The organism is Oleiharenicola lentus (assembly GCF_051660365.1).
GTDB lineage: Bacteria > Verrucomicrobiota > Verrucomicrobiia > Opitutales > Opitutaceae > Lacunisphaera > Lacunisphaera lenta_A.
The window spans coordinates 1,420,186-1,441,766 of sequence record NZ_JBOZXB010000001.1; the positions used below are offsets into that span (position 1 = coordinate 1,420,186).

At 57.2% G+C, this 21,581-nt stretch carries 16 protein-coding genes and 1 tRNA gene; 1 reads left to right on the plus strand and 16 read right to left on the minus strand.

The annotated features are described in order from the left end of the window. The 3 genes from ACRRQW_RS05135 to ACRRQW_RS05145 form a co-directional block, all read right to left on the minus strand. Complete coding sequence (locus ACRRQW_RS05135) at positions 1 to 1,602, minus strand: methyltransferase, TIGR04325 family (RefSeq protein WP_438480188.1); 1,602 nt, start codon at positions 1,600 to 1,602, stop codon at positions 1 to 3. A 92-nt stretch (positions 1,603 to 1,694) separates the two neighbouring features. Then, entirely contained in the window at positions 1,695 to 2,861 is a 1,167-nt protein-coding gene (locus tag ACRRQW_RS05140) for a hypothetical protein (RefSeq protein WP_438480189.1), read from the minus strand. Further along, the gene (locus tag ACRRQW_RS05145) at positions 2,858 to 4,171 is read right to left on the minus strand and encodes a flippase (RefSeq protein ID WP_438480190.1); all 1,314 of its coding nucleotides are present in this window, start codon (positions 4,169 to 4,171) and stop codon (positions 2,858 to 2,860) included. Before ACRRQW_RS05145 ends, ACRRQW_RS05140 begins: the two co-directional genes overlap by 4 nt. A 160-nt stretch (positions 4,172 to 4,331) precedes the next feature. On the opposite strand from ACRRQW_RS05145, the gene ACRRQW_RS05150 reads away from it, so the two are divergent. After that, positions 4,332 to 5,771 (plus strand): glycosyltransferase, encoded by a 1,440-nt coding sequence (locus tag ACRRQW_RS05150; RefSeq protein ID WP_438480191.1) that lies wholly within the window; start codon positions 4,332 to 4,334, stop codon positions 5,769 to 5,771. Positions 5,772 to 5,778: 7 nt separating this feature from the next. Here ACRRQW_RS05150 and ACRRQW_RS05155 read toward each other — a convergent pair whose 3' ends face one another. The 13 genes from ACRRQW_RS05155 to ACRRQW_RS05215 all read right to left on the minus strand — a co-directional run bounded on the left by ACRRQW_RS05155 (position 5,779) and on the right by ACRRQW_RS05215 (position 21,535). After that, positions 5,779 to 7,635, minus strand: coding sequence for a hypothetical protein (locus tag ACRRQW_RS05155; RefSeq protein WP_438480192.1), 1,857 nt, complete (start codon positions 7,633 to 7,635; stop codon positions 5,779 to 5,781). A gap of 54 nt (positions 7,636 to 7,689) precedes the next feature. After that, the gene (locus ACRRQW_RS05160) at positions 7,690 to 8,091 is read right to left on the minus strand and encodes a type II secretion system protein (protein ID WP_438480193.1); all 402 of its coding nucleotides are present in this window, start codon (positions 8,089 to 8,091) and stop codon (positions 7,690 to 7,692) included. A gap of 148 nt (positions 8,092 to 8,239) precedes the next feature. Then, positions 8,240 to 8,743 (minus strand): ribosome silencing factor, encoded by a 504-nt coding sequence (gene rsfS, locus ACRRQW_RS05165; RefSeq protein ID WP_438480194.1) that lies wholly within the window; start codon positions 8,741 to 8,743, stop codon positions 8,240 to 8,242. Between the two features lie 5 nt (positions 8,744 to 8,748). Beyond that, on the minus strand, positions 8,749 to 9,327 hold the full coding sequence (nadD, locus tag ACRRQW_RS05170) for a nicotinate-nucleotide adenylyltransferase (protein WP_438480195.1): 579 nt from the start codon (positions 9,325 to 9,327) through the stop codon (positions 8,749 to 8,751). An 831-nt stretch (positions 9,328 to 10,158) separates the two neighbouring features. Continuing rightward, a tRNA-Leu gene (locus tag ACRRQW_RS05175) sits at positions 10,159 to 10,244 on the minus strand. A gap of 286 nt (positions 10,245 to 10,530) precedes the next feature. Beyond that, positions 10,531 to 12,687, minus strand: coding sequence for a catalase (locus ACRRQW_RS05180; RefSeq protein ID WP_438480196.1), 2,157 nt, complete (start codon positions 12,685 to 12,687; stop codon positions 10,531 to 10,533). A gap of 9 nt (positions 12,688 to 12,696) precedes the next feature. After that, a complete protein-coding gene (locus ACRRQW_RS05185; RefSeq protein WP_438480197.1) occupies positions 12,697 to 13,245 on the minus strand; it encodes a ferritin-like domain-containing protein in 549 nt (182 codons plus the stop codon). Positions 13,246 to 13,379: 134 nt separating this feature from the next. Next, a complete protein-coding gene (locus ACRRQW_RS05190; protein WP_438480198.1) occupies positions 13,380 to 14,336 on the minus strand; it encodes an SDR family NAD(P)-dependent oxidoreductase in 957 nt (318 codons plus the stop codon). A 348-nt stretch (positions 14,337 to 14,684) separates the two neighbouring features. After that, positions 14,685 to 16,343, minus strand: a complete 1,659-nt coding sequence (locus ACRRQW_RS05195) for a GAF and HD-GYP domain-containing protein (RefSeq protein ID WP_438480199.1) — start codon at positions 16,341 to 16,343, stop codon at positions 14,685 to 14,687. Between the two features lie 84 nt (positions 16,344 to 16,427). Then, positions 16,428 to 17,510 (minus strand): hypothetical protein, encoded by a 1,083-nt coding sequence (locus ACRRQW_RS05200; protein WP_438480200.1) that lies wholly within the window; start codon positions 17,508 to 17,510, stop codon positions 16,428 to 16,430. A gap of 58 nt (positions 17,511 to 17,568) precedes the next feature. Beyond that, positions 17,569 to 18,795 (minus strand): glycosyltransferase, encoded by a 1,227-nt coding sequence (locus ACRRQW_RS05205; protein WP_438480201.1) that lies wholly within the window; start codon positions 18,793 to 18,795, stop codon positions 17,569 to 17,571. A gap of 7 nt (positions 18,796 to 18,802) precedes the next feature. Continuing rightward, on the minus strand, positions 18,803 to 20,134 hold the full coding sequence (locus ACRRQW_RS05210; RefSeq protein ID WP_438480202.1) for a hemolysin family protein: 1,332 nt from the start codon (positions 20,132 to 20,134) through the stop codon (positions 18,803 to 18,805). A 90-nt stretch (positions 20,135 to 20,224) separates the two neighbouring features. After that, positions 20,225 to 21,535, minus strand: a complete 1,311-nt coding sequence (locus ACRRQW_RS05215; protein ID WP_438480203.1) for a dicarboxylate/amino acid:cation symporter — start codon at positions 21,533 to 21,535, stop codon at positions 20,225 to 20,227. Between the last annotated feature and the right edge of the window lie 46 nt (positions 21,536 to 21,581).

A 21,581-nucleotide genomic window follows, 5' to 3' on the forward strand; every position in this document is an offset into this window, starting at 1 on the left:
TTACATCTTCCGCTTGAGCAGTAATCCTGTCGACGGATATTGCCCCCACCCGACTGGCCACACTGCTTCAGATGGAAACTCTCGCACGAGTTCATAATCGGGAGCTAGCCGCGCGAGTAATTGTTCACGATTGAAAAACCATACCGGGTAACTCGCGGGATAAATCGACGGAGGCACATGCTGCACGCGCAAGCGATCCGGTTCGTGCACGTGCAGCGGCAGATTATTCAAGAGCAGCCAAGGCCAACGGTAGCTTTTCCATTCCCTGAAAACCGCCGCAGGGTCTTCGAGGTATTGCAGCGTCGTGGAACACAGCAGCACATCGTGCGGGCCAGCAGCTTCGGCCGCAGCAATACTTTCAAAAAAACGCAGCGGGGTATTCGCAAATTCGCGGCGACCCGCCTGCACAAAAATGCTTTGCTCAACTATATCCCACCCCAACCCAGGAGTCGGCGGCAACCACTCACGATGTCGCCAATACAGCGAGCCCAAAGAGCCGCCGAAATCCAGCACACGCAACCTTCCTTCGCTCGCGCTCTTGATTTCTTCAAACGCCGCCATGAGCGCGGCGTCTGGCTTCGCGGCAAAAAACAAAACGCCATCCTGCTCGTAAGCCGCCGAGCCCGCCTGCACGGCGCGAGTCGCGCTCAACACACGATCCAAAATCAGGGTTTGCTCATAGCCGGTCGACGCTGCTTTCGCCTCGTCCCATGTCGCATAATCGCCGCGAAACCACTTCCAACCGAACGCGGCCCGTAATTTGAGGCGCACAGATTCTGGTAGAGTTTTTTTTGCAGTGACAACTGCCCGCCGACGCGCGGCGCTCTTTAGCCGGTCCACTTGCCCCCACCAACTCAGCGGTGGATTGGCCTGTTGCCACAACCCCCTGCACGCCGGATTTTCGACGGGGGCAGGCCAGTGATTCGGAATCTCCGGAGCTGGTTGCAAAACATCGTTTTCCCAGCGGCGGGCTTCACTCGCGTTGGTCGCGGATGCATCGAAACCGATGTGCTCGACCATGCTCCACGGCGGGCGAAGACAAAGTCCTCCGTTTTGCAGGTGGTGATAAAGCCAGCGCACCGCCCACACATTTTTCCGCGCCTCCGCCCGCGCCATCGTTGGCAGATCAGAACCGTAAGCATCAGCCGCCACGCCGCGCCTCGCAGCATCGCGCATTTTCTCGCGCGCGCTTTGATCCATCCCACCCCACGCACGGGCATAACCGCCCCACACCCAACATTCCGCACGTCCATCAAAATAAGCGGCTCGCCGCACATCGCCCGGAATCACGCTCGGGTGATTCCACGCGGAAACACTGAACACGTTAGCAACATCCGCGTAATGCCGGAGCGCCGCGCTCACCCATGCATACGTTCCGGGCACGCACACCAAATCATCTTCCCAAGCAATAAACGCATCATGCTTCGCCGCGACTTCAGTGACACCCGCCAGCACATTCGGGCCCAAGCCGAAATTGCGGTCACGTTCGCAAAGGTGCACTTCCGCCCAATCCACCGCGCGCAACTGTGCTCGCACCGCCTCAATCATTGGCGCGTCTGCCAGACTTTTCGCCCCATCGCTAAACGCGTAGATCAAGGGCACGCGATTTTCTTTCAAGCACGCCAGCGCTCGTCGAAGGTGCTGCGGTCTCGCGTAGGCGAACAGGATCACAGGAATGGGCGCGCCTGTTTGCATCACTTTAATGCCGTCAGCATTGCAGGCACTACTTCATCCAAGCGTGCGAGGGAATGCCGATGATAATACCCTTCAAAATTGCGCGGCCCCTTCGTGCTCCGGATTGATTCCAGCGCCGCAACGGTCGCCGCCACATTGGCCGGTGGCACAACTTCACCTAATTGAAATTCACGCGCATCCCGCGCCATCAAATGTCCTTCGCTGACCAGGGAGGGCTTTTGAAAATAAGCCGCTTTCACCAATACGTTACTGTGCTCCGCCGCCGGGCGATAGGCCAGGAAAAGAATATCGCACGCAGTCACGACCGCGTTGAACTCGGCCCCGTCTTCAATGCGTCGTAGCCAAACGCGGCAGTTCTCCGGCAGCACATCGAGCAGCGGCTTCAAGCGCGCGAAGTCTCCGGCGCCGGAAGCATGGGCCGAACATTCCCCTGCGATCACAAATGCATACGGCGCTTTCGTCGCGAGCGTCGCGCGCGCGACCGCCAAAAATGTTTCAACGTTTTTTTTGCACGTCACCACGCCCAACAAGCCCACTACGCAGCGTCCTTCAGCCCATCGTTTAATTTCGCCCGCAATAAGGGAATTTTCGGCGGGCGGCGAAACATCCGCCAGCTCCGGAACCGCAATCACCTTTTTACCCGGCCAGTTCGACCGGCATCGGGCGATAAAAATATCATCAATCACTGCAACCGCCCGACACTGATTTGACCGAAAGACACATTCAGCTCCGGGAAAAAGTTCTTCCACTCCTCGCGCCGCCGAAGGATGCAGCAAAATGCCACCCCATGGCCGGCCCATCTGTAAATCCACCCAGAAGACCGGCAGCTTCGAAGCGACAAAGTGTAAATCCAAGTAAGTGAAGAAAATCGCATCCACCGATTTCCCCAGTCGTTTTTCCTCAACGGCAACCCTGCGCGCAGCCCACCGCCACCACCAAAGCGCACGGATCGGGCCGATACGACTGATCGAACGCAAACCACGTCGTAGCACCGACTCTTTTTTAGTCACTTCAGGCGTTACCGTGAAATCCGCAGAGGCTGGCTTAATCTCGAGCACTTCAGCGCCGGCTGCTGCGAAGGCACGCGCGTAGTTCCGATGATACGCAGGCACGTGTCCCTGCCATGTTTGGCTCACTACCGCAATTAATGGAAGGGGCGCGTTCATGAGATACCGGGACGATTTCGCTTTTTGAAAAGCCAGATTAACGGGGCGAGCAGCGCCTCAATATTCACGCGCAACAAGGGCCGGCTTTCTGGAAAAATACCGACCGCCAGCAGCGTCGTCAGTCCGTAAGAAAACACTGCTGAAATCGCCGCACCCAGCGCTTGCCATTGCGGGATTAGAAGCAGGTTCAGTGTGATGCTCGTAACGGCCGTGATCCAAGTAAGACGAAGCGAAATTTTGGGTAGGCCACGATTCACTAGATACAAGCTGTGAGCACATCCCATGAAAACAAACACATTGGTCCACGCCAGCCAAGCCACCAGCGGTGCCGACGCTGCATAGGCGTTTCCAAATAATCCTCGAATCAACACGTCTGGCGCCAACCACAGCATCAAAGCGACGATATAAGCGATGCCCACCAGCCACCGCATGACCCGCCCCACCAGTTGGAGCGCCGCCGCGTCACTTTCAGCCTGAGCAACACGCGGCGAAAAAAACTGCACCGCCAGAACAGGCAAAAAGTAGGCTGCCTGCGCCAAGCGTTGCGCGACCGCGTAGAGGCCAACTTCAAAATCACCGCCCACTCGCTGCAAAATTATCGTGTCCGCTTTCTGGAAAATCCAAACCGCGAGTTCGCTGATTAATAACGGAGCCGCGAGGCGACTCATCATGCCGGCCAGCTTGATGTCGAACTCCCACTGCGCAGCCGGCGTGCACTGACGCCACGCCAGCCACTGGAGTCCCGCCGCAATGACCATCTCCACTAAACTCACCAAACCTAGCACAAGCAGTCCCACTCCGGCATACGCCAGCCCCACTTTGAGCAGCGCGCCAATCACGAAGGCCGCCAGTCGTGCGCGCGTGCCACGCTTGAAATCTCCCTTAGCGTGAAAAGACCAATCGATCACATCAAACGCCTGAAACCAGCCGGCGGCGGCGATAAGCGCCACCAAGCCACTTGCCACTCCGGTTAAACTTTCCCCCGTGATAATCGCTGTCGTTACCGCCAGCCCGCAACCCACGGCACCGCCCAGTAACCGCAGTCCCACAATGGAACCTAAAACGCTGCTTTCCGTAACGTTACCACGAGCCAGCTCTCGAACCACGATTCTTTCCAAACCCAGCGTGCTGAGCGGAAGAAAAAGCGCGCTCAACGTAATCGCATAAGCAAGTAGACCAAAATTTTCCGGCCCCAAGGAACGCGCCAGCGCAACGTTTACCACTAGGCCCAACACGATCCGCACAATGCGGTCAGCCAACAGCCAGCTTGATCCCCCCGTGAACACACGGGTGTAGAAATCGATTAACAATGGGCGCAGGCGGAAAATCAATTTCCGTAGCGTGAGCCCCGGCGCGTAGTGCGTCAATCCACACACCCGTGCCGTAAAAATCCAGGCAACCTTCCTACGTTGACGTGATTTATATCGAACAGCGCAGCGTTTTCCGGCACTGGAATATCGCCTATTTACCATGCAATTGCTCACCGCGACATCTTCTCCGGAATACTTTGATTGGGTTGCTGAAAACGACGCCAAGGCACGCAGCATTCAAACGCATTTTCACGCGCAAATCGCGGCTCAACATAAGCGCACCATCCCGTCCGGTAGCCGAATTCTCGAATGGGGCTGCGGCAAGGGTGGCTTGATCCGCGCCCTCGAACCATCGCGTGGACTAGGCATCGATTTCAGCCCGGTCATGATTGGTTACGCCCGCGCGCGCAGCAATGCCGCGGAGAAAATCGAATTCCTGATCGCAAATGCCCAGTTCGAAAAAATCGACGAAACCTTCGATTACATCGTCTGTAATTTTCTCACGGGTTATCTCGAAGACATCCAGCTGGCGTTGGAAAACATGCACGCCTCGGCTGATCCGCGCACCCGGCTCGTTATTACATCCCTCAATAATCTCTGGCTATGGCCATTGCGTGGCGCGCAAAAGGCGAACCTCGTCAGCCCGCAACCAATCAGCAACTGGCTCACGTCAAACGATCTCGTGAACTTGTTGGAGCTGGCGAATTGGGACGTAGTCGTGAACGGCACGAAGCAACTGGTGCCGTTCAAAATCCCCCTGATCACGCCTTTCTTCAACCGGTTTGTCGCAAATCTCCCGGGGTTTCGCTGGCTGGGAATTACGCTCACAGTGGTCGCGCGCCCCAATCGCCGCGTGGACATCTCCGCCGATTCCAACGCGCCAGCCTGTTCGGTGATTGTGCCCATGCGCAATGAATCCGGCAATGTGCGCGCCGCGCTGGAACGGATTCCCACTTTGGGCCATGGCACGGAAATCGTGTTTGTCGAAGGCAACAGCAGGGACGACACGTGGGAAGTGCTGCAACGCGAGGTGGCCGCTTATCGCGGGCCGCATCGCATCCAACTTCTCCGCCAGCCCGGCAAAGGAAAATGGGACGCCGTGCGCACAGGCTTCGATGCCGCCACTGGCACGGTCTTGGTGATTCAAGACGGCGATCTTACGGCTCCGCCGGAAGATCTACCGAAATTCTACGACGCGATAATCTCCGGCCGCGCTGAGTTCGCCAATGGCAGCCGACTCGTTTATCCGATGGAAAAGAAGGCGATGCGTTTCCTGAATTTCTTAGGTAACAAATTTTTCGCCCTCTCACTTTCCTTTGTGCTTGGACAGCCCATCAAGGACAGTCTGTGCGGCACCAAAGCGCTTTTGCGCACCGACTACTACCGCCTGCGTGTTCGCATTAAAGAGCTCGGTGACTTCGATCCGTTCGGAGATTTCAACCTGCTCTTCGGCGCCGCACTCATGAATCTGCGCATCCGCGACATCCCCGTGCGCTACAAAGACCGCACTTACGGCGAGACGAACATTTCACGCTTCACACACGGCTGGCTGTTGCTGCGCATGACGTGGTTCGGGCTGCGCAAAGTGCGTTTCGCCTGAAACCGGCTCACGGGAGCAGGTTCATTGTTTCCAGGAAATGTTCGTATTCTGTCTTCGGCGTTAAGGCCGTGGCTTTGGCGATTTCGTCATAGGCCTTTGGCTTATCTTTTACGCCGATAACCCTGAAAATAGAAAATTTAAAACCGTGCCACGTGGCCATTTCGTCCACCAATTCGGTTTCGAAATCATCGCTTATTCCTTCACCGAAGAGTTTCCATTTTTTGGCCTTAAAATCATAATGATAGCGGCCAGTGCACCATACCTCTGGATAAATTCCCCGATCAATCACCGCCTGCACTTTCCATGGCGCCATATTCGCATAATCGGCGCCGACCGCCGCGTGGCCTTGCAAGATGGGCAACAAATACCCCGAGCCGAGCAGCAATACTTTACCGGGAGTCTTGGTTTTTAGTTTATCTTCAAAAAAAACATATTCTCGACTCGTGATCATTTTATGCGTCGCCGCGCCCGACGAAGAGGCCGGCAAATGCATGACGATCACATAGAGGCCCAGCAAGCCGATCACCGGAAGAGGGAGCACTCGCTCTTTCAAAACCATCGAGCTCACCTTAACAATCATCACCAGAAATAGAAACTGCAGCGGCAACGAAAACCGCGAGACCAGCGGGTCGGTCCACTCACCCCAAAAACTCGTCAGCATGATGAAGTTGGTCACCAACACCACCGCGACGAATGCCACCAGCAATAGATCATTTCCAATCTGCACCGGGAACTTGCGCCACGGTTTGCTCGACAAAAGCCGCACCAGAAAAAGCGCCAAAGCGATCAGCCCAGCGAAGGCCAGCAGCGCTGAATTCACACTTTCAAAATCGGGCGAAAACAAAAACGCCACCGCGTGGGAAAGGTTCCCTACCACATTTTCCATCGCAAAATATTTCTGCCCGGGGGCAGTCTCTTGCATGCCCCGGACATTATTGAACAGCAAGTTCACGGAGACCGGGATCACCATGCTGTAAACGGACAGCACCGAAAGCCACGTCAGGCGGCATTTTTTCTCACGCTGCCATTTCAACACCACAAACAACCCCGTCACCGCAAGGTAGAGAACTGATTCATTCCGCACCTGCACCAACAACAAGGTGGACAGAACCAGCAAATCGAGCCCTTCCACCTTTTCGCTATTCCAGTAATAATACGCCGCCAGCAGCCACCATTGCACCAAACAGATATTCAAGAGATCATAGCCACCACCGGTGGCGACCTGTGGCAGAAGTGGCAGGCCTATCCAAAGCAGTTGCCCGAGCCAGGCCAGTCGCCGCCCTTGGCCGAACGCGATCAGGACATGGTAGGCCAGCAGTGTAGAAACCAGGCTCAGAATCCCGTTAACGATAAATACATTCCCCGCCCGGAAGCCCGTCAAGTCGTGCACCACCGAAATCGCAAAAGGAAACAACACCGCCCGCTTATCGACGCCGTAATTCAGCACCGATACGGATCCATTGACCAAATGCGCTCGCGAAGGATAAGCCGCTTCCCGGTGCAAGTGCATCGAGTGCGCGACACCCGCGTAAGCATATTCGTCAAAAAGAACCCGCAAGCGATGGGGCTCATGCACGTGCCACAATACCGCTCCGAGTATAGCAATGACCCAACCCGTCCGATGCTTCTGCCACTTGACTCGCAAGCCAGCCAAACTCGGACGGAAAAACTGCCAAACAGACCAAACTGCGCCAAGCACCAGACCTAAAGTTAGCCAGTAGCCTGTGTAACGAACCACATAACTCGCCAGGCCGGTTCCCGCACCCCAACGAAATAAAACCAGTGAAACGCCAATCAGGCCAGCTGCCGCAAACTGAGCCCAAAACCGTCTGCGTTCGGATAAAATTGATGCGCCCCACGCCATAAGGTAAAAAAAAAGCCGCACCCTGCGGTGCGGCTCAATCTTAAAGCAACTGAATTAGAGCTTCTTGCCTTCGGCATCGAAACCAACCGAGGTGCTGCCGAGCTGAGGATTGCTCATCGAGAACGCCGGGTTCGTGCCGGTGACCGTTCCGTTGTAGTTACCAACGGTGGTGCCTTTGCTGATCTTCTTCACATACTCAGCAACAGGGCTCGTGGTGGCGATCACGCCATCTTGAGTGTTCGCCGAGACCGTGACGGTCGTTTGACCGGCATTGTCGAGGATGTATTGCTGAGCGGCAGAAGCGATCTGGCGCGCATCGTTTTCCATGGCTTTGCCGATGGAGTTGGTGCGAACTTTTTGGAAGGCAGGAATAGCCATCGCAGCGAGGAGGCCGATGATGACTACGACGATCATGATTTCAACGAGCGTGAAACCTTTATTGGAACGAATGTTCATGGTATTTATTATTTGATATGATTATTGTGCAGACAGGTTGAGAACAGCGGATGGGGGTCTTTCTCGCAAGGTTTAAACTTTTGAAAAACCTGTGAAGACTGCGGGGCGAACGTTAATCGCCCCACCCCGCCAGCTATTCGCCCCTGCTTTATTTGAGTAATTTCGGCAGCGACACCTCAACCGCGTCCTTCCAGAGCAATTCCATGCGGTATTTATCACGATTCTCCGGGGTAAAGAGGTGAATCATGATTTCGAAGGCATCCACGACCGTCCAGCCGCTCTCTTTGGTGGTATCAACCCCGAGAATGCGGGCTTTTTGCTCATCCAGCACGCGTTCGAGTTCGATGCGCAGCGCGCGCAAGTGCGGATCCGAGTTACCCGTCGCGAGAATCAGATAGTCGGTGATGCTAGATTGCTTGCTCACATCAAGGACGCGCAAATTTTCCGCTTTTTTAGCATCGAGTGCCTCAATGATCAGCTTGACCAGCTTTTCCGACGGCTTAGCGGGTGCGGCAGGCTTGGCCGGCTTGGCGGCAACTTTCACGGTCGCTTTCTTAGCCGCAGATTTGGGTTTCGGCGCCGGCTTGGCTTTAGCAACAGGCTTCGTAGCAGCGGTAGGCTTGGTCGTTTTCTGGGGAGCTTTAGCTTTCATCGGTTTCACCGATACAGCTTCTTGCTTTCGATATAGGCGATAACTTTTTGCGGGCAGAAATAGTGCAGAGAACGCCCCTCGCGCACCCGCGCCCGGAGTTCGCTGGAGCTGATTTCAATCAAATGACCGTCGCAACGGTGCAGCTTAAGGCCGGGAATTTCCACGTGCGGCTTCGTCGGGTGACGCGGGCGCTCCAAAAACACAAACTGCACAAGCTTCACCAATTCATCGATTTCCTTCCACTTGTGTAACAAAGGCAACTGATCGCCACCCACGATCCAGAACAATTCATCATCCGGAAACTGCTGTTTGAAATGCCGCACCGAATCGATCGTGTAACTCACGCCACCTTTCGTCAGTTCGTAATCGGAAATCTCAAAACGCCGATCCCACTCACACGCCGCAAACAACATCGCCAGGCGATCCTCCGTCGAAGATTGCACATCATTTGGTTTCAAGGGCGCTTGGGCTGCCGGCACGAGAAACAGCCGGTCGAACTTAAATTGTTCAGCCACATCCTGAGCCGCAATCAAGTGGCCAAAATGAACCGGGTCGAAACTGCCGCCCAAAAAACCAATCTTCATGTGTTTAAGAGGGCGCCAAGTGCGCCTGAGCCCGCAGGGAAGCGCAAGGCCATTTCCCACCGGCCTCGCCGTGAACATGGTGCCCGAGGCCGGACTCGAACCGGCACTACTTTCTCGCCGCCACACTGGCGCACATTCTCCGTGGAGAAAAACTTCAGTAAATTCCTACAAACAGCATAAAGTGTTATCAGTTTTGTTAGCATGAACGGGCGCGCCCTATTTCGGTGTTTTGTCGCGTTCGCACTCCGGCGACTTATCGAATGTCGCTCCACCAACGCAAAAACTGAAACCGCACCGGAAAGATTGGTTGGTCACCAATGTTCACCAACGTTCATCAAAATTCCCTATAGTTATTTTAATTACTTAATAGGTAATCACTTGTGGATTTAATGTCGGGCAATATATTCGAAATATGGCCTCGATTCACACCAAGCCCGGCTCGAAATTTTTCCACGCCTCAATCGGTCTCCCCAACGGGCGACGCACCCAGCGGTCAACTATAACGAACGCATGCGAGTGGAGCACTGCGTCTTGCGGATTTCTTTTTAACGCTTGACGGTGATTCTTTGGATAACCCCGACCAACATAGTTTCTTTTGCCGTAAGCTGCAAAATTGAGTCGTTCCAAAAATTTAAACTGTGCGCCAGCTTCCCATGACATTTCGCGCACAAATGCTGTTCACGCAGCAAAGCACGGCGCACTGACACTTAAGCAGGTTTCTCGGGGTATTTTGGGAAACTTTAGCAAACAACTTATCAGTTTTGTTAGCACTCCGCCTTCAGAAATAACGCAGGAGCAAATGAACATCGCTCTACCAGCGACATACGATAGTGGTGCCCGAGGCCGGACTCGAACCGGCACGACCTTACGATCAACAGATTTTAAGTCTGGTGCGTCTACCATTCCGCCACTCGGGCAAGCCAACGAAGGTAGACTGTTGGTAAGGCTTTGGGGCCTGCCAATCAATTTTTGCCCTCAATTCATCTGAACAGCTTCGCAGCCCCACTGCGGCGAGCGACTGCCTCATAGGTTCAACCAAACGATTTGAATCAGGAAGGCACCATTTTCCAACGCGGGATGAGTGTTTCTTCGAAAAAATCATCCGAGAGCCAACACGTCCGTGGCCGCAGGAGAAGAGGTTTCGAGATACGCTTGTGTCGTTGCGATCAACGGGTGTCCCATGACGAGATCTAGAGAACCAGCTCACCTCTGTCCGAGAGAACGCAGCTTAGGTTCGCGATCCCAGATCCTTCCCCGGCGCGCTGCGGCAATAAACTCCTTTACGACATCCTTTGCGCTAAGGACGACAAGACCCTCGTCGGGCTCGACGCCCGCCGCGTTGAGCAGCGGTTGCGAAGACTCGCTTGCTCCGACCACTTTCAAGTGACCGAACGCGTCTCGAATCCAATCCACCGCCGCGGCCTCCGTCGCGAGCTTGGCGGCGCTTTCATCTGACGTCAGCACGACAACAGCATCGAAGAACAGGGAGGGTCCACCCGAAAGAGCCATGTCGCCTTCGAATAGAAGACCATCGCGGTTCCGAGCTCCGCCAATTTTCGGGGTCACCTTCACGAGACATGCGTGTTCGGCATCCACCGCGCCTTGCAGTGCGTGAAGAATTCCAGAATCGAATCCGTCACCGAGCAGCACCCCGACTTTGCGCCCTTTCAACGTTTCCTTCATCTGCGCGTGCAGGCTGACCGCTGGCGATGGCGCGATGTCGCGCACTGGCACCGCCGGCGTCACGAACTGAGCCTGTCCAGCCATGCCCATCATCTCCTCGACAATCTTGCCCAACTCCGAGTCGACCAGATGCAGATGACCAAGCATCCGACAGCGGACCGGCTTGGATTCGACCTTGGAAAGTTCGAAGGTAAACGCGTTGATCAGATGCCTGCGCTCAGGCGCCTCGAGTGAGCGAAAGAACATCCGGGCTTGGGAATAGTGATCGGCAAAAGTTTCCTTCCGGCGGCGCGTTTTCTCCGCGTCCAAGGTTTCGGGAGCTCCCTTTGTCGCGAACGTCTGGAAACCGACGGCCGGATTTTCCCGCACATGACCATTGTCCAACGAACTGGGTTCATAGGCGACCCGACCTTTCGGCACGGTCATTTGACGGAGGCCATCGCGTTGAAAGTTACGCATGGGGCAGCGGGGTGCGTTGACAGGAATCTGGTGAAAATTAGGCCCGCCAAGACGCGAGAGTTGCGTGTCGAGGTAGGAAAAGAGCCGGCCCTGCAATAGAGGATCGTTGGAGAAGTCGATGCCGGGAACGATGTTCGCCGGACAGAACGCCACCTGCTCGGTCTCGGCAAAGAAGTTGTCGGGATTGCGATCAAGGGTGAGCTTGCCCACATAGCGGACGGGAATGATTTCCTCCGGAATGAGTTTCGTCGGATCGAGGACGTCAAAGTCGAGTGCGTCCGCGGTTTTCTGATCGAAGAGCTGAAAGCCCAGTTCCCATTCGGGAGCATCGCCCCGGGCGATGGCTTCATACAGATCGCGACGATGGAAATCCGGATCGGCGCCGTTAATTTTCACCGCCTCGTCCCACAATACCGAGGCGCAGCCCAAAAGGGGCCGCCAGTGGAACTTCACGAAAGTCGATTTGCCGTCGGCGTTAATCAGGCGGAACGTGTGCACGCCAAATCCCTGGATCATGCGAAGCGACCGCGGAATGGTGCGATCCGACATGGCCCACATGATCATGTGCATGCTCTCGGGCATTAGGGATATAAAATCCCAGAAAGTATCGTGGGCGCTGGCTGCCTCCGGGTAACCGCGATCAGGCTCCTTCTTCACCGCGTGAATCAAGTCGGGAAACTTCATCGCATCCTGAATGAAGAAGACTGGGATATTGTTGCCCACCAAATCAAAGTTTCCTTCCTCGGTGTAAAATTTAACCGAGAAGCCGCGGACGTCCCGAGGCAGATCCCCGGAGCCGGCGCCACCCGCGACTGTTGAGAAACGCACAAACACGGGCGTCTTCTTTCCCGCCTCAAGGAAACGAGCGCGCGTGACGTCGGATAAATCGCCGTAGGATTCGAAAAAACCGTGGGCGCCGGACCCGCGGGCATGAACGATCCGCTCCGGAATCCGTTCATGGTCAAAGTGGGTAATTTTTTCCCGAAGAACGAAATCTTCCAGCAGCGTTGGTCCGCCGATGCCCGCCTTGAGGGAATTCTGGTTGTCCGCGATCGGAATTCCTTGGTTAGTCGTCAATGAGGGAACTCCTGCGGGCGCCTCCTGGTGAGTCTCGCCGCCGAAGAATTTACGGAGCGCCGCGATCGGGCACGTGCCTTTTTTTGCCAAGGGCGGCGGTTGGGAGGTGTTCGCTGGTGCTTTCGAAAAAAAGTTTTTCATGGGATTTCCTTACTTCTGCTTTTTCTTGCCGAGTTTCTTGGTGGAGCTTTTCTCGACGGCGTTTTCCTCGTCACCGGTGAGATCGCGAGCGGATTCCAGACCCATTTCGCCAAGCGTGCAGAGCCTGAGGTCGCTCTTCTTCTCCTCGTCCAAGGTCTGTTGAATGAGGTCAGCGACCGTGTCTTCGTCGACGGCGGTGGCGAGGCCACGTGCCGCTTGGTAGGCGGCCATTTCGTAATGCTCGACGCGTCGTGCTGCCCCAACAAGCGCAACGTCGCGAACTACGCCGGGAGCTTTCAGAGCAATCGCTTCGCTGCCCTCCTCTACTAATCCCTGCATGGCCGCACAGGTCTTGGAAGACGGTTTTTCACCGAGTGCAGCAAAGGCTTTTTCGATGCGCGTCACGTGAACGCGAGTCTCCTCGAGGTGATCAAGGAAAGCCTGCTTAAGGTTGCCGCCGGTCGCGGCAGCCGCCATCTTCGGCAGCGCTAAGACGAGCTGCTGCTCGGCATTAAAAAGATCGGCGAGCTGATCGAGAAGTAGAGAACGTAGATTCATAGATAGAATTGATGCTTAATTTTTTTGAGCTGTTAAAAGCGTCCGAAGAGAGCCGGGGAACGTATCAACTCCCCGAGGCGTTGGGCATCGGGCAAACTTCTGGGTGTTCTGTGAGAGGACGACGCAAACGCGGGTTATTTCTCTTCCGGCAATTTCTGAACGATTTTTCGAGCCCGCTCTTCGCGTTCCATCCGTTCCCGAACGCCGTCGTCGATTCCGGTGCCCGACATCATGGGCGTGAAGAGTGTCCCCTTGGTCGCGGGAGCCGGCGGCGCCGTCTCAATCTGGTAATGATGAGCCAGGTTCGCGGAGATTCGTTCCGTGGTGCCGGGCATCAATTTGTGGGAAGCGTAGGAACCCTTCCCTTTCCATCCGACAGGACATTCTTCTTTAGGATCACGGGCCATTTCTAGAATAGCGTCCACGACCTTTTGAGGATCATCCATCGCGCCCATCCGCGGCGTGCCGCCACTGTAGTTTGCAGCATGTCCCCACCATGGCGTGTCAATGGCCCAAGGCATCACAGTCGCCACCTTGATTTTTTCCTGGCCGCTCAAGCGAATCTCTTCGTTGAGCGCGCGTCCTAGACTCAAGACCCCTGCCTTGGTCGCGGAGTAGGCCGCTTGATACGCAAGCGGCACCTCACTGTCGATCGAACCCACGTTGATGAGCGTGCCCGCGCCTTGAATTCGAAAGCGCTGCATGGCCGAGAGACTTCCAAAAACAACGCCCTTTAGGTTGATGTCGATGAGCCGGGAGTAATCCTCCGCCGGAGCGTTTTCAAATGGGCCGATCACGCCGACGCCGGCATTGTTTACCCAGATGTCGATTCGGCCAAAGCGAGCGACTGTTTGCTCGGCTAAATAACGGATTTGCTCCGCATCGGCGACGTCCGTGGTGACAACTAAGGCATCACCGCCGCTTGCTTTTATTTCACTCGCTGCGCCTTCGAGCAACGAGGTTCGTCGTGCCGCGAGCACCACGCTTGCGCCTTTGGCACCGAAAGCAAGAGCTGCACCTTTGCCGAAGCCACTGGATGACCCAGTCACCACGATGACTCGATCTTGAAATTCGTTGGATTGAGATGTCATGCCCTACATTAGCCATCCCAGGGCAGAAAAACATCCGGTAGGTAGCTCGATCAAGGGTCAGATTTATCACTCCGACGACGTGGCGGAATCGCGCACACCTCGGGCACACTTCACCCGCCAAGATCGTTGATGGGATCGAGGAGCACATCGCCATGGCAGGGCTTTCCTATCGGGCGCGAGCAAGCGAGGTTGCGACCCGGAGGTTCAGCAACAGCCTCTCCACGGATGTTTTTCCATCTTCGCTGTCCATCCACTTTGGGTAGATGACGACGACCGCTTCTCTGCTACAAACCACCCTAATCCATGGGACTTTGAAGACTTTCCCTGGGAAGTTTGCGAGTCTCGCGCTCAATCCCCAGAATAGCCGGGAATTTTTTTTACGTCCACGTCGTCGACTTGGCGCTCGTCGAGGAATTGGCGGGCGTAATTCAGATAAACGCGTTCGCGCACGAAAATATCAAAGAGGTCGGGATCGATGTGTCCTTGCAAACTCATCTGGCCGAGGATGTGCAAAGAATCGGTGAGCGTCTTGCCTTGTTTATAAGGTCGATCACGCGCGGTGAGCGCTTCGAAGATATCCGCGATACCCATGATACGCGCCTGCACCGACATTTGGTCGCGCGTGAGGCCGCGCGGGTAACCTTTTCCGTCCATGCGCTCGTGGTGGCCACCGGCGTATTCCGGGACGTTTTGCAGATGACGCGGCCACGGCAGCGCTTCGAGCATCTGAATCGTCACGGTGATGTGATGATTGATGACTTGCCGCTCCGCCGCGGTGAGCGTGCCGGCGAAAATCGTGAGGTTTTCGATTTCGTTTTCGCTTAAAAAATCCACCTCGGTGCCTTGCGGATTTTTCCAACGATACTTTTTAGCAATGGCGTGCACACGATCCTTGTCCGCGGGCGTCATTCTTTCTCCGCCGATATTTGCGGCGTGTAAGAATCGGCTGTCGGCAGCGATTTCCATGAGCCGCGTATGAAATTCTGCTTCGATCCGAGCAACGGTTTCCGGCGTGTTCGCTTCCAGCTTCGCGCGCAGTGCCACCAGTTCGGCATCGCGTTTCACGACTTCAAAACGCGTGTCGAGCAACTCGATGCGGTCAAAAATCGTCTGCAGCTTTGTGGCCTTGTCCACGACGTGAACAGGCGTGGTGACCTTGCCGCAATCGTGCAGCATGCCCGCCAGTTTCAATTCGTAACGATCCTTGTCTGTCATCTGCCATGCGGCGAGCGGGCCGACAGTAGTCTGATGCGCGGCCTCCGCCAGCAGCATCGTTAACAACGGCACGCGCGCGCAATGGCCGCCGGTGTAAGGTGATTTTTCGTCGATTGCCTGGTTAAGTAATTTAACGAACGACTCGAAAAGGTTTTCGAGTTGGAGCACGAGCAAACGATTTGTCAGCACGACCGCCGCTTGCGACGCGAGCGACTCGGCGAGACGCACATCGGTTTCACTGAAGGCAACGATTTCTCCCGTCGCGCGATCCTTGGCGTTGATCAGCTGAAGCACGCCGATGACTTCATCCTCGTGATTTTTCAGCGGCACCGTGAGAAACGATTTCGAGCGATAGCCGGTGCGCTGATCGAACGCCTTCGTGCCGGTGAAATCGAAACCTTCGGAGCGATCCACATCCGCAATCGCCACCGTGCGTTTTTTCAAGGCGGCGAAGGCCGCGACCGTCGACGTATTTTCCACGCCGGCGGCATCGCGCAGGCGAATGGGCTCGAGCGAAATTTTGTTTTCCGTCGTGCCGCCCATCGCGATGCCGAGCGAGTCCGTGCGGATGATTTCAAATTCAAGGAAGTCGCGCGCGTTAGCCCGGCAACGATACAGCGTGCCGCCGTCGGCGTTGGTGATCTTTTTCGCCGCGAGCAGGATATTTTCCAACAGCTGCGTGATATCATTCTGCTGCGAAAGCGAAATGCCAATCTGGTCGAGTTCCGCGAGCCGATGCATGAGCGCGTCCACCGCTTCTTGCGCCGCGAGTTCGCTGACCGAGGGATACATGAGGGCATCGTAACCCCGCGCGGGAGCGATTCAATCCTGCGTTGGCAAAATCCGCGCAGGTGCGCAACGCTCTCTCGACCTCTGCTAGCGCTTACGCAGCACGCGAACGCGGTGCGCTTCGCTGTCTCCGATGTAAACGGCGCCGTCCTTATCGACGAAAACTCCGTGCAACCGGTTCAGGGCACACTTTAACGGATCGCCGTCCGCGCCATCGCCTTTCACGCCGGTGCCGGCGATGAGTTCCATGTTGCCCGTGCGCGCGTCGATCATGCGCACCGTGTGACTCTCGGTGTCGGCGAGCCAAGCGTTGCCCGCGGCATCGAGTGCAATACCTTTCGGCCCAGAAAGCGTGGCAAGTTTCGACGGGCCGCCATTGCCGGTGAAGCCTGCCGCGCCCGTGCCGGCAATGTGGCGAATCACGCCGGCTTTCAAATCGAGTTTCAAAACCTGATTCCCTTCACGCGTCGCGAGCCAGAGATTTCCTGCAGCGTCGAGATCAAGCGATCGCGGATTGTTCAACGGCGTGCCGGCAATCGGCGCGCCATCCGGCGTCGGGCCGGGTTTTCCCGTGCCCGCGAGCGTGTGGATGTTGCCCGTTTTTGGATCGATCACGCGAATCGCGTGATTGCCCACGTCGCAGATATAAAGGCTGTCATCGGAACCGAACTGAATACTGTGCGGGCCCTTGAGCGCCGCCGCCTTGGCCGGGCCGCCATCGCCCGCGTAACCGCGATTCGCGCCGCCCGCGATGGTCGTGATCACGCCCGTTTTCACGTCGATGCGACGCACGGCGTTGTTGCCCGTGTCCGCGACAAATAGATTTCCCGCGCGATCAAAACGGATTTCATGGGGCAAATTAAACGTCGCCTGCGTCGCCGGCCCGCCGTCGCCCGTATAACCTTTAACGCCCGTGCCCGCGATGGTCGTGATCGTGCCATCGACCGCGACGCGGCGGATGCGGTGGCCGTTGTGTTCGCAAAACCAGATCGCGCCATCCGGGCCGCGCACGACACCGTAGGGATCGTTGATTTGCGCGGCGGTGGCCGCGCCGCCGTCGCCGCTAAAGCCTTCCACACCGGTGCCGGCGAAAGTCGAAATCGTCCACTCAGACGCTGACAAGGCCGATGCCAACACACTCATCACCAGAACGCGGGGTAGCAGTTTCATGATGCGAAAGCTTTTTCATTTCGCAGGAAGTGGGTCGACCTTTTATCGATGCGATACGTCAACACCGATTCGCCCGCAGTTCGCGCAGGGAATAGTGAGTGCCGCGCCACACGATGCCGCCCCGCCAGAACGTCAGCACCATCGAACGCACCATGATGTAATTAAGCACCGCCACCCCCACCGGCAGAAATAACGCGTGCCACGCGCGCCCGCCGTCGAAGCGATGATTATCCGACGCGACCAGCAGCATCACCGCCACCGCGGAAAAATTTAACCACCACTCCACTCCGATCACCGCAAACAATGCTGCGAGTGGCCAAAACACGACCACACCGTGCGCAATGACCGCGCCGACCGTGGCCCACACGCGATAATCGAGCCCGGCAAACGCGTTCTTCTCGAGCCCGCGGATGAGTTCGCCCACCGACGCATACCACGCGACCGAGAGCACGCCGACGCCGAGCACAATTTCACTCCGCCCACCCGACTTCATGAGTTTGCCGAGTTTCATATCGTCGTCCGGTCGCAGCCGGATCGGCGCGTGTCCGCCGAGGCGTCGATAGGTGGCCGCACGCACGAGGTTAAACGCGCCCACTCCGCCGTGACATGCACTCGCCGGATCCGGCACGCGCCACGGACGCATGAACAGCGCGAACAATAAACTGAACGCGCTCACACAAATCCCCAGCGCGTGTCCGCGCTCGTGGAGTTGTGGCACCGCCGCCAGATGATCGAGTTGCTGCGCTTCGGCGTGAGCGATGGCCCGACGCAACACATCGGGCGCAAAATGAATGTCCGCGTCAGTGAATAAAATCCATTCGCCCGACGCCTGCTGCGCGCCGATGTGCAACGCGTGATTTTTTCCCAGCCAACCCGCCGGCAACTCGCGCACATGGACCGCGCGCAAACGCGGATCGGTCGCCGCAATTTTTTCGAGCACTGCGCCGGTGTCGTCTTCGGAACGATCGTTGACCGCGATGAGTTCCAATTCCGGATAATCCAACGCGAGCATCGTCGGCAACGCCGCGCCCAGCGTGCGGCCTTCGTTGCGCGCTGCGAGCACGAGCGACACGCGAGGCCAGTGCGCGGGTGGTGGCGCATCGAGTGTCGCGAGCCGGCGCAGGCGGCGGTTGCCGCGCATGATTTCCCACGCGGCTCCGAGCCAGAAAAGAAGCGTGAGTATCGCGAGCCAGATCATGGAGGGGTTTTGCGGGTGGTCGCCGGTCTCCGCACCGGCGATAAGTCGCGAATACGCGGAGGCGTCGGTGCGGAGACCGACGCCCACCCGCACACTACATCGGTGGCACTGTCAGCCCCGTCGCCCGCTCCACGCGCACGCGGCGCGGACGCTCGGCGTTGGCTTCAACGACGTGGATGCGATACTCGCCGACAGTCTGCATCTCGCCGCGTTTCGGCGGACGACTAAAATGACGCAACGTCCAAGTGGCCACGGTTTCGCGCGCGTTCCATTCCAGCGGCCAGCCGGTTTCGGCGCGCAGTTCGCGCATCGTGAGCGTGCCGCTCACGGTGATGGCGTTTTCCGTGCGCTCGTAAATCGGGCCGTTCTCGATGTCGAATTCGTCACGGATGTCTCCGACGATCTCTTCGAGCACGTCTTCAAACGTCACGATGCCCGCGAGGCGCTTGTTGTCATCCAGCACGACCGCCAGATGGCTGCGCGACGTGCGGAAACGCTCGATCATCGTATGCAGCGGCGTCGTCGTCTGAAATTCCACGACTTCGCGCACGAGCGGCTCGAACGGCGTGTCCGTGCCGAGCGCGGAGATTTGCCAGAGCCATTCGCGCACGAGGAGCAGGCCTTCGACTTTATCGAGCGAGCCGCCCGAGCATACGGGGAAACGACTGTGACCGCTCGTCTGCGCAATGCGCAGGTTTTCGGAAACCGGTTGGTCGAGCCAGAGCGCGATGACTTGATCGCGCGGACGCATGATTTGTTGTGCCTGCGTTTCGCGTGCGCGCAGCGATTGCACCATGAGCTTGTTGATCAACGCATCGCCAGGATGCGAATGACGCGCGTGACTGAACACATATTCGAGTTCTTCGGAGCTAAACGCGTGATCACCTTCCTTCGCCGGCCCGAGGCCGATCGTGCGAAGGAAAAGATTCGCGAGGCCGTTGAGCGACCAGATGAACGGGAAAAACAGATAATAGAACCCGAGCAACGGCCCGGCCGTCCACAGCGTCACCGCTTTCGAGCGCTGAATCGCGAGCGACTTCGGCGCGAGTTCGCCGAAAATGATGTGCATGAAAGTGATCACCGTAAACGCCAGCGCGAAGGCGATCGACGAAACAGTCTTCGGGTCATCGATGCCCCATTGCGCGAGCAACGGTTCGAGGCGATGCGCGAGAAACGGTTCGCCCACCCAGCCGAGTCCGAGACTGGCGAGCGTGATGCCGAGTTGCGTGGCCGAGAGGGCAGCGTCGAGATGCTCCGTGGCTTTGAGCGCAAGTTTTACGCGCCAGCCACCGGTTTTAAGCAACGGGCGCAGTTGGCTTGCCCGCACTTTCACGAGCGCAAACTCGGCCGCGACGAAAAACCCGTTCGCGAGCACCAGGCTTAGAATGATAACGACTTCCAACGTGACGCCAAAGAGTGTGCTCATGTGTGGCCGCGAAATTACGTTCCACCCTCCGTCCAGCAACCCATTTGACCGCTTCCCCGGTTAACTTGGCGTCAGCGAAGCGGTTAGAAGTTAAGGCTTCGGATCGGGGGTCGCGGCATAAGCGGCCGCTTTGGCATCGTCGAACTCACCTTCCCAGCGCGCCACGACGACGCTCGCGAGACAGTTGCCAAGGACGTTGACCGACGTGCGCGCCATATCCAGCAGCGCATCGATGCCGAGAATCAGGAACGCGCCCGCCGTGGGCAGCCCGAATGATTCGAGCGCCGCCACGAGCACGACAAACGACGCGCGCGGCACCGCGGCCACCCCTTTCGACGTCAACATCAGCATTAACATCATGGTGATTTGCGCCCCGATACTGAAATGGATGCCCGTGGTCGTCTCCGCCGCTTGCGCGACGAACACCGACGCCACTGCGAGGTAAAGGGTCGAACCGTCCAGGTTGAATGAGTAACCCGCCGGCAACACGAAGCCGACGATACCGCGCGGCACGCCGACTTTTTCCATGTTGTCGAACGCCTTGGGCAGCGCCGCTTCGCTGTTCGCCGTGGCGAACGCGATCGTAAACGGCTCGCGCACCGCTTTCGCGAACGGCTTGAGCGGCACCTTCGCGATCCAGACGACCGCGCCGAGCACGAACACCACGAACACAATCAGCGCGCCGTAGAGCGTGAAAATCATCTTCGCCAACGTGAAGAGCGAGCCGACGCCTTGGTGCGACACCGTGACTGCGATCGCCGCGCCCACGCCGAACGGCGCGAATTTCATGATGATGCCGGCAAACTTAAACATCACCTGCGTGAGGCTGCCGCAGAAATCGAGCACCGGCTTACCCGCCGGACCCGCCGCGATCACCGCAACGGCAAAAATCACCGCAAAGCACACCACTTGCAGCACGTCGTTGCGCGCCATGGAATCCATCAAGCTCGTCGGAAACGCGTGCAAAATGATCTGATCCCACGTCTGCGGTTTCGCGAGGCCGGCAGTCGATTGCGCCTGATCCAGTTGCAGCACCACGCCGACGCCCGGCTTCATGATATTCACGGCGAGCAAACCGACCACGAGCGCGAGCGTCGTGACGATTTCGAAATAAACCAAAGACTTCCAGCCAATGCGCTGGGCTTTTTTCATGTCGCCGGTGCCGGCAAAACCTTGCACCACGCTCGCGAAGATCAGCGGCGCGATCATGACCTTGATCAAGTGCAGGAACACATCGCGCACCACGACGAGCGCCTTGTTCCACTGCGCCTTCGCGGCGGGATCGAGCCCACTGAGCCACCAACCGAGGAACACGCCGATCACGAGACCGATGACGATTTGTTGCGAGAGCGTGAAACTATACCATTTGCGCGGGCCGACCGCAGCTGCGGGTTCAGACATAGAATAAGTGTGTGGTTAAACCTGACGCGATACGCCCAGCAGCTAG

Bases quoted from the DNA above. Each gene is read 5' to 3' on its own strand.
- ACRRQW_RS05140 (WP_438480189.1), bottom strand. From the start codon at position 2,861: ATGAACGCGCCCCTTCCATTAATTGCGGTAGTGAGCCAAACATGGCAG.
- ACRRQW_RS05155 (WP_438480192.1), bottom strand. From the start codon at position 7,635: ATGGCGTGGGGCGCATCAATTTTATCCGAACGCAGACGGTTTTGGGCT.
- ACRRQW_RS05150 (WP_438480191.1), top strand. From the start codon at position 4,332: ATGCAATTGCTCACCGCGACATCTTCTCCGGAATACTTTGATTGGGTT.
- ACRRQW_RS05180 (WP_438480196.1), bottom strand. From the start codon at position 12,687: ATGAAAAACTTTTTTTCGAAAGCACCAGCGAACACCTCCCAACCGCCG.
- ACRRQW_RS05190 (WP_438480198.1), bottom strand. From the start codon at position 14,336: ATGACATCTCAATCCAACGAATTTCAAGATCGAGTCATCGTGGTGACT.
- nadD (WP_438480195.1), bottom strand. From the start codon at position 9,327: ATGAAGATTGGTTTTTTGGGCGGCAGTTTCGACCCGGTTCATTTTGGC.
- ACRRQW_RS05185 (WP_438480197.1), bottom strand. From the start codon at position 13,245: ATGAATCTACGTTCTCTACTTCTCGATCAGCTCGCCGATCTTTTTAAT.
- ACRRQW_RS05210 (WP_438480202.1), bottom strand. From the start codon at position 20,134: ATGAGCACACTCTTTGGCGTCACGTTGGAAGTCGTTATCATTCTAAGC.
- ACRRQW_RS05215 (WP_438480203.1), bottom strand. From the start codon at position 21,535: ATGTCTGAACCCGCAGCTGCGGTCGGCCCGCGCAAATGGTATAGTTTC.
- ACRRQW_RS05195 (WP_438480199.1), bottom strand. From the start codon at position 16,343: ATGTATCCCTCGGTCAGCGAACTCGCGGCGCAAGAAGCGGTGGACGCG.
- rsfS (WP_438480194.1), bottom strand. From the start codon at position 8,743: ATGAAAGCTAAAGCTCCCCAGAAAACGACCAAGCCTACCGCTGCTACG.
- ACRRQW_RS05160 (WP_438480193.1), bottom strand. From the start codon at position 8,091: ATGAACATTCGTTCCAATAAAGGTTTCACGCTCGTTGAAATCATGATC.
- ACRRQW_RS05200 (WP_438480200.1), bottom strand. From the start codon at position 17,510: ATGAAACTGCTACCCCGCGTTCTGGTGATGAGTGTGTTGGCATCGGCC.